Source organism: Nonomuraea rhizosphaerae, from assembly GCF_019396405.1.
In the GTDB taxonomy this organism is placed as follows: domain Bacteria; phylum Actinomycetota; class Actinomycetes; order Streptosporangiales; family Streptosporangiaceae; genus Nonomuraea; species Nonomuraea rhizosphaerae.
Map to the genome: position 1 here is coordinate 1 of NZ_JAHKRL010000472.1, position 14,226 is coordinate 14,226.

12 protein-coding genes are annotated in these 14,226 nt (G+C 72.9%); 10 read left to right on the forward strand and 2 right to left on the reverse strand.

What is annotated here, in order from left to right; genetic code table 11:
- From KME77_RS24165 to KME77_RS24205, 9 genes are all read left to right on the forward strand, one after another.
- A partial coding sequence (locus tag KME77_RS24165; RefSeq protein ID WP_219471224.1) for an LLM class flavin-dependent oxidoreductase occupies nt 1–820 on the forward strand: 820 nt, incomplete at its 5' end.
- On the forward strand, nt 817–1,968 hold the full coding sequence (locus tag KME77_RS24170; RefSeq protein ID WP_219471225.1) for an LLM class flavin-dependent oxidoreductase: 1,152 nt from the start codon (nt 817–819) through the stop codon (nt 1,966–1,968). The genes KME77_RS24165 and KME77_RS24170, both read left to right, overlap by 4 nt.
- The gene (locus tag KME77_RS24175; RefSeq protein ID WP_219471226.1) at nt 1,965–3,011 is read left to right on the forward strand and encodes an LLM class flavin-dependent oxidoreductase; all 1,047 of its coding nucleotides are present in this window, start codon (nt 1,965–1,967) and stop codon (nt 3,009–3,011) included. The genes KME77_RS24170 and KME77_RS24175 overlap by 4 nt, the downstream gene beginning before the upstream one ends.
- Nucleotides 3,008–4,102, forward strand: a complete 1,095-nt coding sequence (locus tag KME77_RS24180) for an LLM class flavin-dependent oxidoreductase (RefSeq protein WP_219471227.1) — start codon at nt 3,008–3,010, stop codon at nt 4,100–4,102. The genes KME77_RS24175 and KME77_RS24180 overlap by 4 nt, the downstream gene beginning before the upstream one ends.
- Entirely contained in the window at nt 4,099–5,706 is a 1,608-nt protein-coding gene (locus KME77_RS24185) for an ABC transporter substrate-binding protein (RefSeq protein ID WP_308250875.1), read from the forward strand. The genes KME77_RS24180 and KME77_RS24185 overlap by 4 nt, the downstream gene beginning before the upstream one ends.
- The gene (locus KME77_RS24190; protein WP_219471229.1) at nt 5,703–6,608 is read left to right on the forward strand and encodes an ABC transporter permease; all 906 of its coding nucleotides are present in this window, start codon (nt 5,703–5,705) and stop codon (nt 6,606–6,608) included. The genes KME77_RS24185 and KME77_RS24190 overlap by 4 nt, the downstream gene beginning before the upstream one ends.
- A gap of 5 nt (nt 6,609–6,613) precedes the next feature.
- On the forward strand, nt 6,614–7,444 hold the full coding sequence (locus KME77_RS24195; protein WP_219471230.1) for an ABC transporter permease: 831 nt from the start codon (nt 6,614–6,616) through the stop codon (nt 7,442–7,444).
- A 40-nt stretch (nt 7,445–7,484) separates the two neighbouring features.
- Complete coding sequence (locus KME77_RS24200) at nt 7,485–9,122, forward strand: dipeptide ABC transporter ATP-binding protein (protein ID WP_219471231.1); 1,638 nt, start codon at nt 7,485–7,487, stop codon at nt 9,120–9,122.
- A 192-nt stretch (nt 9,123–9,314) separates the two neighbouring features.
- Nucleotides 9,315–10,211 (forward strand): hypothetical protein, encoded by an 897-nt coding sequence (locus KME77_RS24205; RefSeq protein WP_219471232.1) that lies wholly within the window; start codon nt 9,315–9,317, stop codon nt 10,209–10,211.
- A 91-nt stretch (nt 10,212–10,302) separates the two neighbouring features.
- Here KME77_RS24205 and KME77_RS24210 read toward each other — a convergent pair whose 3' ends face one another.
- On the reverse strand, nt 10,303–11,253 hold the full coding sequence (locus KME77_RS24210) for a sulfotransferase family protein (protein WP_219471233.1): 951 nt from the start codon (nt 11,251–11,253) through the stop codon (nt 10,303–10,305).
- Between the two features lie 313 nt (nt 11,254–11,566).
- On the opposite strand from KME77_RS24210, the gene KME77_RS24215 reads away from it, so the two are divergent.
- Nucleotides 11,567–13,486, forward strand: a complete 1,920-nt coding sequence (locus KME77_RS24215; RefSeq protein ID WP_219471234.1) for a glycoside hydrolase family 32 protein — start codon at nt 11,567–11,569, stop codon at nt 13,484–13,486.
- A gap of 113 nt (nt 13,487–13,599) precedes the next feature.
- Here KME77_RS24215 and KME77_RS24220 read toward each other — a convergent pair.
- The coding region (locus tag KME77_RS24220) for an SDR family NAD(P)-dependent oxidoreductase (RefSeq protein ID WP_219471235.1) at nt 13,600–14,226 on the reverse strand (627 nt) is incomplete at its 5' end.

Sequence of the window (14,226 nt, forward strand, 5' to 3'; positions counted from 1 at the left end):
GCCGGACGCGGTGCTCGCCGACGCGGCGGCGGGCCGCTTCGTCCGGGAGGGCGCGATCGGCACGGTCGGGCACCGGGGCCGGCACTTCTCCTCCGAAGGCCGGTTCACGCTGCCCCGCAGCCCGCAGGGACACCCGGTGATCATCCAGGCGGGCGACTCCGACGAGGGCCGCGAGTTCGCCGCCGCCGAGGCCGACGTGATCTTCACCCCGCACGGCAGGCTGGAGGACGGCAAACGCTTCTACGCCGACGTCAAGCGCCGCCTGGCCAAGTACGGGCGCGAGCCCCACCAGCTCAAGATCATGCCCGGCGTGACGTTCGCGCTCGGCGACACCGAGGAGGACGCCGCCGAGAACGCCGCCCACATCCGCCGCCGGCAGGTCGGGCCGCAGACCGCGATCGCGTTCCTGGAGCAGGTGTGGGGTCGTGACATGTCGGCCTACGACCCGGAGGGGCCGGTGCCGGACATCGAGCCGGACGTGTCCGAGGGCGTCTCCCAGGGCCGCGTCCCGATCAAGGACCGCCCGGCCGTGGCCGCCAAGTGGCGGGCGCTGGCCGAGGAGAAAGGGCTGTCGATCCGCGAGCTGGTCATCGAGGTGACCGGCCGGCAGACGTTCGTCGGCACCCCGGAGTCCGTGGCCCGGCAGATCGACGAGCACGTGCTGGCCGACGCCGCCGACGGGTTCATCCTCGTGCCGCACCTGACGCCCGGCGGGCTGGACGAGTTCGTGGACCGGGTGGTGCCGCTGCTGCAGGAGCGTGGCGCCTTCCGCGCCGACTACACCGGAGCCACCCTGCGCGAACACCTGGAGCTGGCATGACGCTGCACCTCGCCGTGGCGCTGGACGGCGCCGGCTGGCACCCCGCCGCCTGGCGCGAGTCCCGCGCCGACGTCTTCTCGGTGCGCCACTGGGCGGGCCTGGTGGCCGAGGCCGAGCGGGGGCTGCTCGACCTCGTCACCATCGAGGACGGCCTCGGACTGCAGTCGACCCTGCCCGACGGCACGGACGAGCGGACCGACCAGGTGCGGGGCCGGTTCGACGCCGTCCTGCTGGCCGCCCGGCTGGCGCCGCTGACCAACCGGATCGGGCTGGTGCCGACGGCCACCACCACGCACACCGAGCCGTTCCACGTGGCGATCGGCATCGCCACGCTGGACCACATCAGCGGCGGCCGCGCGGGATGGCGGCCCCAGATCTCCGCGCGCGCGTCGGAGGCGCGTCACTTCGGTCGCAGGGAGTTTCCCGTTCTCACCCCCGCCAAGGGCGATCTGTCCGCCGGCCCGCACGTGCGCGACCTGTTCGCCGAGGCGGCCGACGCGGTCGAGGTGGCCCGGCGGCTCTGGGACAGCTGGGAGGACGACGCCGAGATCCGCGACCTGCCCACCGGCCGGTTCGTCGACCGCGACAAGCTCCACCACACCGACTTCGCCGGCCGGTTCTTCTCGGTCAAGGGGCCGTCGATCACGCCCCGCTCGCCGCAGGGGCAGCCGGTGGTGACCGCGCTGGCGCACGCGCGGCTGCCGTACGAGTTCGCCGCGAGCAGCGCCGACGTCGTGTACGTCACGCCGCACTCGGCCGGGCAGGCGCGTGCCCTGGTCGAGGAGATCAGGGGGCTGTCCGGCGAGCTGAGGATCTTCGCCGACCTGGTCGTCTTCCTGGGCGAGGACGCCGCCGGGCGTAAGGCGCGGCTCGACGAGCTGGCCGGCGCCGAGCTCGTCTCCGACGCCGCGATCTTCACCGGCACCCCGGGCGAGCTGGCCGGTCTGCTGCTGGAGTGGCGGCGGGCCGGGATCCAGGGGTTCCGGCTGCGGCCCGGCGTGCTGCCGTACGACCTGGAGCGGATCGCCCGCGAGCTGACGGCCGAGCTGCGCGGGCGGGGGGCGTTCCGGCACGCGTACGAGGCGGCGACGCTGCGCGGGCTGCTCGGCCTGCCGCGCCCCGCCAGCCGCTATGCGGAGGTGTCATGAAATTTCTGGCTATCACGTTGATTGTCCACAACGACGAGAAATCACCCACCGAGCGCTTCCGCGAGGTCGTCGGCAACGCCGTGCTGGCCGAGGAGCTCGGCTTCGACGGGTTCGGCGTGGGGGAGCGGCACGAGCGGCCCTTCATCTCCTCCTCGCCGCCCGTGGTGCTCAGCCACATCGCGGCCAGGACGTCCAGGATCCGGCTGTTCACCGCGGTGACCACGCTGAGCCTGCTGGATCCCGTACGCGCCTACGAGGACTACGCCACGCTCGACCACCTGTCGGAGGGACGGCTGGAGCTGATCATCGGCAAGGGCAACGGCGCCGCGCAGGCCAAGTTGTTCCACGTCACCGCCGATGACCAGTGGGACAGGAACCGCGAGTCGTACGAGCTGTTCCGCCGCCTGTGGCGGGAGGACAAGGTCACCTGGGAGGGCCGCTTCCGCCCGTCGCTGACCGAGGCCGAGACGTGGCCGCGGCCGTTGCAGCGGCCGATCCGCGTCTGGCACGGCAGCGCCACCAGCAAGGAGTCGGTGGACCTGGCCGCCCGGTACGGGGACCCGCTCTTCTCCGCCAACGTCACCAACCCCATCGACCCCTACGGCGAGCTGATCGACCACTACCGCGAACGCTGGGCCCACTACGGGCACGACCCGGCCGAGGCGGTGGTGGGCGCGGGATCGGCGGGCTACTACGCGGCCCGCACCTCCCAGGAGGCCGTCGACACGTACCGGCCGATCTTCGAGGCCCGCGTGCTGTTCCAGCGCAAGCTCGGCCTGCCGGTCGTCTTCCCCACCCTGGAGGACGCCATCGAGCGCGGCTCCGTCCTCGTCGGCAGCCCGCAGCAGGTCATCGACAAGGTGCTGCGCTACCACAAGCGCTTCGGGCACGAGGTGATGCACCTGCACGCCGACGCCGACGGGCTCACGCAGACGCAGCACCGCGACGCGCTGGAGCTGTTCCAGTCCGAGATCGCGCCCGTCCTGCGCGCGGAGATCCCCAGCAGACCCCTCGGCGGCACACAGGACGGAGGCGGCTCGTGACTTTGTCGATCCTCGACCTGGCCCCCGTCCCGTCGGGGCGCACCGCCGCCGACGCGCTGCGCAACACGATCGACCTCGCCCGGCGGGCCGAGGAGTACGGCTACCGCCGCTACTGGGTGGCCGAGCACCACTTCGCGCCCGGTGTGGCCAGCTCCGCCCCGGCCGTGCTGATCGGGCTGCTGGCGGCGGCCACCTCCACGATCCGGGTCGGCTCCGGGGCGGTGCAGCTCGGGCACCAGACGCCGCTGTCGGTGGTCGAGCAGTTCGGTCTCGTCGACGCGCTGTACCCGGGACGCCTCGACCTCGGCATCGGCCGCTCGGGGCAGCGCCGCGCCGAGCCGGCCGCCGCCCCGGCGAAGCCTGAGAAGCGGGAGTCCAGGACGGTGGACGGGCTGCTCATCCCGCCGCCGTTCGACTGGTCGCGACTCGCCGAGCACCCCCATCTCGCCCACTACGCGACGCTGCTGCAGCAGCCGGGCGCTCAGACGCCCGACTTCGCCGGTCAGATCGACGACGTGCTCGCCTTCCTCGCCGGCACGCACGACGCGCCCGCCGTCCCCGGCGAGGGCGCGGACGTGCAGGTGTGGATCCTGGGCAGCAGCGGCGGCCAGAGCGCCCAGGTGGCCGGCGAGCGCGGGCTGCCGTTCGCGGCGAACTACCACGTCAGCCCGTCCGGCGTGCTGGAGGCCGTCGAGGCCTACCGGGAGGCGTTCAAGCCGTCGGACGCGCTGCCCGAGCCGTACGTGGTCGTCTCCGCGGACGCGGTCGTCGCCGGCGGCGAGGCCAGGGCCCGCGAGCTGGCCAAGGGCTACGGGCTGTGGGTGCGCAGCATCCGGACCGGCGCGGGCGCCATGCGCTACCCCACCTCGCGGGAGGCCGACGCCCACGTCTGGACCCAGGCCGACCGCGACCTGGTGCGGGACCGGCTGGACACCCGGTTCGTCGGCGCGCCCGAGCAGGTGGCCGAGCGGCTGCGCGTGCTGCGCCGGGTGACGGGGGCCGACGAGCTGCTGGTCACCACCATCACCCACGACCACGAGGACCGCGTGCGCTCGTACGAGCTGCTCGCCGAGGCATGGAACCGCCCGTGAAGCGCCTGATCCCCGCCCTCCTGCTGGCCGTCGCCGCGTGCGGCGCCCAGCCCGCCCCCACCGCCGGGACCACCAGCCTGACCTGGGCCGTCGAGACGCAGCCCATCACCCTGAACCCGCAGCTCTGGTCGCAGAACAAGGCCCGGCTGCTGGTGTTCAACCAGTTCGACGCGCTCCCGTCCCGCGCCGCGGACGGCTCCTTCCAGCCGTGGCTGGCCACCGCGTGGAAGGTGTCGGACGACGGGCTGACCTACACGCTCGACCTGCGCCAGGGCGTCACCTTCCACGACGGCGCCACGTTCGACGCCGCCTCCGTCAAGGCCAACCTCGACCAGTTCCGCGTGCCCGGCTACAACGCCGCGGTGTCGGCGATCCAGCTCAAGGCCTTCGGCAAGGCCGAGGTCGTGTCGCCGTACCAGCTCAAGATCACGCTCAACGAGCGGGACGGGCTGTTCCTGGACTTCCTCGCCTCGCCGTACGCGGGGCAGGTCTCGCCCCGGTCGCTGAAGAGCGCCAAGGACCTGAAGTTCGGCGGCGTCGACCTGGTCGGGACCGGGCCGTTCGTCCTGGACCGGTACGTGCAGGGCCAGGAGATCCACTACCGCCGCAACCCCGCCTACAGGTGGCCGCCCGCCGGGGCGGCGCACCAGGGGCCCGCCCACCTGAGCGAGATCACCTACCGTTTCCTGCCCGAGGCCGCGGTCCGCGTCGGCGCGCTCACCTCCGGCCAGGTGCAGGTCATCGAGGGCGTCCCGGCCACCGAGGTGAACCTGATCAAGAAGGATCCGGGCCTGACCCTGCGCACGTCCCTGAACTCCGGCACCGCGTACTCGTACTACTTCAACACCTCCCACGCCCCCTTCGACGACCAGCGCGTACGGGAGGCGTTCCGCGCCGCCGTGGACGTGGACGCCGTCCTCAAGTCCGTCTACCAGGGGACCGCCACCAGGGCGTGGAGCATCGTCGGTGAGAAGAGCCCCTTCTACGACCCGACGCTCAAGGGCGCCTACGGCGGCGACCCGGCCGCCGGCCGGACGAAGGCCAACGCGCTGCTCGACGAGGCCGGCTGGAAGGAACGCGACTCCGAGGGCTTCCGCGTCAAGGACGGCAAGCGGCTAACAGTGCGCGAGATCGCCTCGGCGCCCTTCGTCCGCGACCGCAGGGACATCCTCGCCCAGGCCGTCCAGGCCCAGGTCAAGCAGAACGCCGGCATCGACTTCCAGGTGCGGATCGTCGACCAGGGCAGCGCCCAGAAGGCCCTGGACGAGGACCAGTTCGAGCTGTTCGGCAACTCCCGCGGCGACTCCGACGCGGGCGCCGCGCTCAACCTCATCCTGCCGGCCAAGGGCGCCATCAACCGCACCCACTTCGACGACCCGCAGGTCGACAAATGGCTCATCGCCGCCTCCGCCACCTCCGACCAGGCCGAACGCAAGGAGCTGTACGCCAAGGTGCAGCGGGCGGCCGTCGTGTCGAACGCCGTCGTCTTCCCGCTCTACGTCCCCGCCGACCAGATCGCGGCGCGGAAGAGCGTGCGGGGGCTCGGCTTCGACCCCGCCTCCGGCACCCCGGCGAGCGCGTACGACGTGCGGATCGGCACGTGATCAAGCGGCTGGGGGCCGGGGTGGCGGTGCTCTGGGTGGCCGCCACCGCCTCGTACGTCGCGCTGCTGCTCGCCCCCGGCGACACCATCGACATCCTGATCGGCGACGGCGCCGACACCCCCGAGATCCGGGCCGGGATCGTCGCCGAATGGGGGCTCGACCGGCCGGAGATCGTCCAGTACCTGTCCTACCTGTGGCGGCTGCTCCACGGCGACCTGGGCCGCTCGTACCAGCTCCAGCGCGGCGTCGGCGAAATCCTGGCCACGCAGGTCGGGCCGACCGCGCAGCTCACGCTGGCGGCGGCGGCCACCGGCGTGGCGCTCGCGGGCGTCATCGCGGTCGTCACGGCCGGCCGGGGCCGGTGGCTGCGCGGCGCCGCCTCGGCGGCCGAGCTGGTGTCGGTGTCCGTGCCGCCGTTCCTGATCGGGATCGTCCTGCTGTCGGTGTTCTCGTTCACGCTGGGCTGGTTCCCGGTCTCCGGCGCGCAGGGGCCGGCGGCGCTGGTGCTGCCCGCCCTCGCGCTCGGCCTGCCCATCGCGGGCGTGCTCGGCCAGGTGCTGCGCGGCGGGCTCGAACGGGCGCTGGAGCAGCCGTTCGCGGTGACGGCGCGGGCGCGCGGGCTCACCGAGCGCGCCCTCGTCACCCGCCACGCCCTGCGGCACGCGCTGATCCCCGCCGTGACGCTGGCCGGCTGGTTCACCGGGACGCTGCTGGGCGGCGCGGTGATCACTGAGGTGCTGTTCGGGCGGCCGGGGCTCGGCCAGGTGGCGATGCAGGCGGTGACCGGGCGGGACATGCCCGTCGTGATGGCCGTCGTGCTGCTGTCGGCCGCCGTGTACGTCACCATCAGCACGCTGCTCGACCTGGCCTGCCGGGCCATCGACCCGCGGATCCGGGGCTGAGCGCGATGACCGCGCCCGCCCTCCCGCGGCCACCCGCCCTCCTGGGGCGGCTTGTCCCGGCGGTCGTGCTCGTGGTGATCGGGCTGGCCGTGGTCGCGCCCTGGGCGCTGACCGGCGCCGACCCGCTGGCCGCCGACCCGGTGGACGCGCTCGCCCCGCCCGGGGCCGGCCACTGGCTCGGCAGCGACCACCTCGGCCGCGACGTGCTGGCCAGGGTGGTGCACGGCGCCCGCCACTCCATCAGCATCGGCGTCGCCGCCACCGCGCTGGCCGTCACCTGCGGCGTGCTGCTCGGCCTGGCCGCCGGGCTGTCGCCCAAGTGGCTGGACGAGGCGCTGGCCCGCTCGTTCGACGTGCTGTCCACCCTGCCCGAGCTGCTGCTGGCCCTCCTCGTCGTCGCGATCACCGGCCCCGGCACCGGCAGCGTCATCTTCGCCATCGCCGTCGCCCAGGTGCCGAACTACGCCCGCGTGATCCGCGCCCAGACCTTCGTCGTGCGGCGGTCCGGGTACGTCGAGCAGGCGGTCACCTTCGGCCGCTCCCGCCTGGCGATCACCGGCGGGCACGTGCTGCCGAACGTGCTCGGCCCCATACCGGTGCTGGCCACCATCGGCCTCGGCCAGGCGGTGATCGCCGGCTCCGGGCTCAGCTTCCTCGGCATGGGGCCGCAGCCGCCGGCCGCCGAATGGGGCGCGATGCTCTCCGAGGCCCGCAACTATCTGCGGGTCGCCTGGTGGGAGGCGCTCTTCCCGGGCCTGGCGATCACGCTCACCGTCGTCTGCCTGACCGTCGCCGGCCGGCGCCTGCAACGCCGCTTCGAGGGGAGAACCCCATGATCACCCGCCCGGTCCGGCCCTCCGTACGAGGGCGGACGCCATGACCACGTACGCGGGGCCGCCGTCCGTGCGGGAGGGCCTCGGCGGGTCCGGCCACCGCCCGCCGCCTCCCGGCCCGCTGCTGGCCGTCGAGGACCTGCGGGTGAGCTTCGGGGGCGCGGACGTCGTACGCGGCCTCTCCCTGTCGATCGCGCCCGGCGAGTGCGTGGCGATCGTCGGCGAGTCCGGGTCCGGCAAGAGCGTCACCGCCCGGACCCTGCTCGGCCTGGCCGGGCCCGGCTCCACGGTGCGGGCGTCGGCGTTCGGCGTGTCCGGCCGCGACGCGCTCGCCTTCGGGCCGGCCGACTGGCGGCGGCTGCGCGGCAGGTTCGCCGGGCTCGTGCTGCAGGACGCGCTGGTCTCGCTCGACCCGCTGCGCACGATCGGCGCCGAGATCGCCGAGGTGCTGTCCGTCCACGACGTCGTCCCCCGGGCCCGGCGCGAGGAACGCGTGCTGGAGCTGCTCGAAGCGGTCGGCGTCCCCGATCCGGCGGCCCGCGCCGGGCAGCGTCCCCACCAGCTCTCCGGCGGGCTGCGGCAGCGGGCGCTGATCGCCTCCGCCATCGCCGCCGACCCCCAGCTGATCATCGCCGACGAGCCCACCACCGCGCTCGACGTCACCGTGCAGGCCCAGATCCTGCGGCTGCTCGCCGGCCGCAAGGCCGCCGGGACCGCGCTGCTGCTGATCAGCCACGACCTGGCCGTAGTCGCCTCGATCGCCGACCGGATCCTGGTCATGAAGGACGGCCAGATCGTGGAGGAGGGACCCGCCAGGGAGGTCCTGACCACGCCCGCGCACGACTACACGAACGCGCTGCTGGCCGCCGTCCCCTCCGCCGCCTCCCGGGGCACCCGCCTCACCACCGGCGCTCCCCGCACCCGCCCCACGCCGAACCCGTCCGCGCAGGTCCTCGCCGGTACCGCCCTGGCGCGTTCGTACGGTTCACGGCGCGTTGTCGACAACGTCTCTTTCACCCTTCATGAAGGGGAGACCCTCGGCATCGTCGGCGAATCCGGCTCCGGCAAGACCACGCTCGCCCGCCTCGCCCTCGCCCTGCTCGACCCCGACTCCGGCCGGATCAGCCTGCACCAGCGGCAGTGGAGCCACCTGCGCGAACGCGCCCGCCGCCCGCTCCGCCCCAGGATCCAGCTCATCTCCCAGAACCCGCTCGACTCCTTCGACCCCCGCCACACCGTCGGCCGCCTGGTCGCCGAGCCGCTCCGCCTGCCCCGTGCCCGGCGCCGCGCCCGCGTCCTCGACCTGCTGGACCGCGTCGGCCTGCCGCCGGAGACGGCCGCCCGGCACCCGCGCGAGCTGTCCGGCGGCCAGCGCCAGCGCGTCGCCGTCGCCCGCGCCCTCGGCCCCCGCCCCGACGTGCTCGTCTGCGACGAACCGGTCTCCGCGCTCGACGTCTCCATCCAGGCCCAGGTGCTCGACCTGCTGGCCGACCTTCAGGCCGAGTACGGCACCGCGCTGGTGTTCATCTCCCACGACCTCGGCGTCGTCCACCACCTGGCCGACCGGGTCCTGGTGATGAAGGACGGCCGGGTCGTGGAGGAGGGCGACGTCCGCGAGGTGTTCACCCGGCCGCGGCACCCGTACACGCGGGCTCTGGTCGCCTCCGTGCCGCGCATGTGAGGGGTGCCGCGCATGTGAGGGCCGCGCATTCGAGTGGGCCTCGCTCGTGAGAGCGGAGGAGTGGGGATGAGGCACCCCAACCCCACCCCCACACATGTGATATTACCTATAAAATCAGTAGGCAATAAGGAGATTCTCAAGGGAAGGTAAGCCGCTGTGCCCGATGCCGTGTCGCCCCTTAATCTCGATCCCATGCCGATCGACGAGAACGCCCTGCTCCCCGACCCCGACCACGCGGCCGTCGCCGTCCAGCCGCCCGCGGCGGGGGAAGGGTATTGGGCGGGCGCGCCCAGCGCGGTCGCGGCGGACGGGATGATCTACCTGGCCTACCGGCTGCGACGGCCGATCGGGCGGGGGCGCGGGTACGCGGTCGTGGTCGCCCGGTCCGCGGACGGCGAGCGCTTCGAGACGCTCGCGACGGTCACCCGTGAGCAGATGGACGCCGAGTCGCTGGAGCGGCCCTCGCTGGTCCGCCTGGACGACGGGCGGTGGCGGCTCTACCTGAGCTGCGCCACCGAGGGCACCAAGCACTGGCGGGTGGAGGTGCTGGAGGCGGTCGACCCGGCCGCGTTCGACCCCCGCACGCGCGTCACCGTCCTGCCCGGCGACCCGAAGACCGGAGTGAAGGACACGGTCATCGTGCGGCGGGAGGCCGTCTGGCACCTGTGGGCCTCCTGCCATCCGCTCGCCGACCCCGGCGAGGAGGACCAGATGGTCACCGACTACGCCACCAGCGCCGACGGGCTGGAATGGACCTGGCAGGGGACGGCGCTGAGCGGCCGGCCCGGGTTGTGGGACGCGCGAGGCGTGCGGGTCAGCGCGGTGCGGTTCGACGGTGACCGGGTGGTGGCGTACTACGACGGGCGGGCCAGCGCGGCGGAGAACTACGAGGAGCGCACCGGCGTGGCCGTCGGCGCCGATCCCGACTCGCTGACCGCGCTGGGGGACCTCCCGGCGGCGATGTCACCGCACCACGGCCGGGGGCTGCGCTACCTGGAGATCGTGGACCTGCCCGGGGGCGGGGTGCGGCTGTACTACGAGTACACCCGCGCGGACGGCGCCCACGAACTGCGCACCGAACTGCGCTGACCGCTCGCTGCGCTGATCTCTACGCGGATCATCCTTGCGCGGATCTCCGTGTTGGGCCCTGTGCTGTCCTGCGCGGCTGCTCCCGGGCGGTTCAGGTGCGGCGGCCGTTGCGGGACTGTCGTTGTCCCGGCGGGCGGGCGCCGACCAGGCCGCCGGAGCGCTCCCTGGGCCGCAGCCAGTCGCTGTAGTCCTCGCCGGTGACCCGCTGCAGCAGCCCGATGTCCTCGGCGAAGTGGCTGATCAACCGCTCCCGCTGATCCCAGGACAGCGGGCGGCGGGCGGCGCCGCGCTGCTGGAGCAGGCCCTCGATCGGGTCGGCGAGGAAACCGGGCAGGCGCCTGCGCAGCGAGGACAGCATGGCGTGCCGCGCGCCCACCTCGGGGTGCGCGGTCACGTTCTGCCGGGGAAGCTCGGTGAGCAGTCCCTGCCGTACGCCGAGGAAGGCGCAGATCCGGTCGAGCGTCTCGGCGGGCCGGTCGACGAGGTCCCGGTACCGGAAGACCAGCACCTGCTCGCGGGGGAACAGCTCGAAGAGGTGGGCGAGCTGCTCCCCGTAGCGGCCCAGCGCGACGTAGTGCCAGAAGTGCGCCCATCCCTCGGCGATGCGCCCTGGCTCCGCCTCGCACGCCCGTACCAGGTCGCCGATCGGCTCCAGCCCGGCCGACCACAGGTGGGTCCAGTTGGAGTGGGCCCGTTCGACCGGGTCCCGCAGCGTCACGACAAGCTTGACCCGCGGGACGGCGGCGTGGATGCGCCGCTGCGCGTCCAGGTCGTACAGGTAGAAAGGGGTGGACTCGCCGGTGAGCGCGCCCGGCGGCGCCCCGGCGAACAGCGCCTCGTAGTCCGATCGCCGCCACACGTGCTCCTGGTAGGTCGCGGCGTCGCCAGGGCCGCCCTCGGCGGGCGGCGGCCCGTCGGTGAGGAAGAACTTCGGCTCCTTGATCGCGGACAGGTACAGGTCTGGGTGCTGCTGCAGCGCGCTGTGCAGAGCGGTCGTCCCCGCCTTGGGGACGCCCGCGATCAGGAAATCGGGCAGGGACACCGTCTTCCTCCTGGCGGAACGCTATTAATCCTCTATTCCTACCAAGAGTACTGGTATCAAATCATCACCAATAGCCGTGAATTGCCGATGGACTTGTCATGATCCCCTGCTGGAGACCTGCCCCGGATGATGGAGGCCAGTCCCAAGGGGAAGTAAGGCTGCGGGGGACCGGGGGCGTTGACGTTTCACAACGCAGGATCGATGATCGCAATGTCAACGTTGACATAGGTAATCGTTGACACTCCCGCTCCCGCCCGCACGAAAGGCCCCTGACCTCATGAAACGGCTCGCGCGAAGCTTAGCCTCACTGGTCGTGCTCACCGGCCTGGTCACGTTCTCGTCCGCGTCGGCCGGGCACGCCGGGGACGCCGCCGACTACCCGGAGTTCCCGTACCAGCCGACCACCTACAGCGAGCCGAACCGGGGCCAGTTCCACTTCAGCTCGCAGAACGGCTGGATGAACGACCCGAACGGGCTGCTCTACTACAAGGGCACCTACCACTTCTTCTACCAGCACAACCCGCACGGCCTCAGGTGGGACACCATGCACTGGGGGCACGCCACCAGCACGGACCTGGTCCACTGGACGCAGAAGGCCATCGCCCTCGAACCCGGCGTGCACCCCGGCGACCTGTGGTCGGGCGCGGGCGTCGTCGACTCCGCCAACACCTCCGGCCTGCGCACCGGCGCCGAGGACCCGCTGGTCGTCTTCTCCGGCACGAAGGGCGTCTCGGTCTTCTACAGCAACGACGCCGGCCGTACGTTCCAGGCCTACGACAACGGGCGCAAGGTCGTCACCCCGCAGGGCGACAGCCGTGACCCCAAGGTGCTGTGGCACGCCGCCACCAAGCGCTGGGTGATGGTCGTCTGGTCCGACGAGGGCGGCAACGGCGTCAACGTCTACACCTCGCCGAACCTGCTCGACTGGACGTTCCGCAGCAGGTTCGCGGCGAGCTGGCTGTTCGAGTGCCCCGACCTGTTCGAGCTGCCGCTGGACGGTGACAAGAAGCGCTCGAAGTGGGTGCTGACCGATGCGAGCGGCGAGTACGTCGTCGGCGACTTCGACGGCACGACGTACCGCACCGGCCAGCAGCAGCCGCAGCGCATGGACTATGGCACCAACCACGCCGAGGGCTCCTTCTACGCCGCGCAGGTCTTCAACAACATGCCCGACGGCCGCGTGGTGCAGATGGCGTGGATGGGCGGCAACCAGGGCAGCACCTGGACCGGGAACGCCAGCTTCCCCGCCGTGCTCGGCCTGCGCTCGACCGCCGCCGGCCCGCGCGTCACCCGGCAGCCGGTCAAGGAGGTCGAGAAGCTGCGCTACCGCACCTCCTCCTGGCACGACCGCAGGCTGACGCCCGCCACGGCGGACAAGCTGCTGGGCACGCAGTCGCTGGACACCTACGAGGTGGAGGCGGAGTTCGACCTGAAGGGGGCCACCGCCAAGCGGTTCGGGTTCCGGCTGGACCTGCGGCCGGGCGGCACGGCGGGCGGCGAGGTGCTCTACGACACGGCCGCCCGCACGCTGATGGGCGCCCCGCTGGAGCCGGTGCGCGACCGGGTCAAGGTGCGGATGCTGGTGGACCGGGCGCAGCTGGAGGTGTTCGGCAACGACGGGCTGGCCTCGATCACCAGCAACGTCGCCTTCGACCAGCGTCCTGACAGCAGGGGCATGTCGCTGTACGCGGAGGGCGGCAACGTCAGGCTCGTCTCGCTCGACATCCACGAGCTGGCCCCCGCGTGGGGGATGGGCGAGCCGACGCTGGTGCACAACCTGCCCGGCCAGTGGCGGGTGGTCAACGGCTCGTGGAGCGACGTCTCGGCCGGCAAGCAGGGCTCCTCCGGGGGCGACGCCTTCTACCTCAGCGACCACACCGGCGCGGACTTCACCTACGAGGGGGACGTGCGGCTGGTCAGCGGCACCGCGGCGGCGCTGACGTTCCGGGCCGACCCGCAGGCCAGGCAGCACTACACGGCCAACGTCGACAGCCGGGCCGGTGTGGTGAAGCTGTGGCGGCCGGGGCGGGACATCGCCACGTACAGGACGCCCGTCGAGCTCGGGCGCACGTACCACCTGAAGGTCGTGACCAAGGGGGCGAGCATCAAGGTCTACCTGGACGGCGGGGCCACGCCCGTCATCGACGCGACCGACGACTCGTACGCCAGCGGGCATTTCGGGCTCAACGTGTTCGACGGCACCGGCCAGTTCCAGAACGTCAAGCTGAGCTGACCCGCCGGGCACCCGGCTCCACCGGAGGACGGGCCCGCCGACCGGGAAGCAGCCGCCGGCCGGGGCCGTCCCTGGGCCGTCTCGGGCCGTCCCCGGACCGTCCTGGGGCCGGGTCAGGCGGCCGACCAGCCGCCGTCCACCGGGACGATCGCGCCGTTGACGAACGAGGCCGCGTCCGAGGCCAGGAACAGCGCCGCGTCCGCCATCTGCTCCGGCTGCGCGATCCGCTCGCCCAGCGCCAGCACCGGGCCGAGCCGGGCGGCGCCCGCCGGGTCGAACGAGCCGCCGGCCGAGATGTTGGTCATCGTCGGGCCCGGCAGGATCGCGTTGCAGCGGATCCCGTCCTTCGCGTACGCCCAGGCGACGCTGCGGGTCAGCCCGACGACACCGTGCTTGGAGGCGGTGTACGCGGCGCCCGCCGCGCCGCCGCGGATGCCGGCCTCGGAGGCGGTGTTGACCATCGCGCCGCCGCCCTGGCGCAGCATGTGCGGCAGCACCGCGTGCGTGACCAGGAACGTCCCGGTCAGGTTGATCCGCAGCACCCGCTCCCACTGCGCGACGGTGATGTCCGCGGGCAGCGCCATCGTGTCCATGATCCCGGCGTTGTTGCAGAGCACGTCGATCCGGCCGTACGCGCTGATCGCCGCCTCGGTCAGCGCGGCGACCGACTCCTCGTCGGAGACGTCGGCGGCCACGGCGAGGGCGGCCTCGCCGATGCCGGCGGGGGTCTGCTCGGCGGG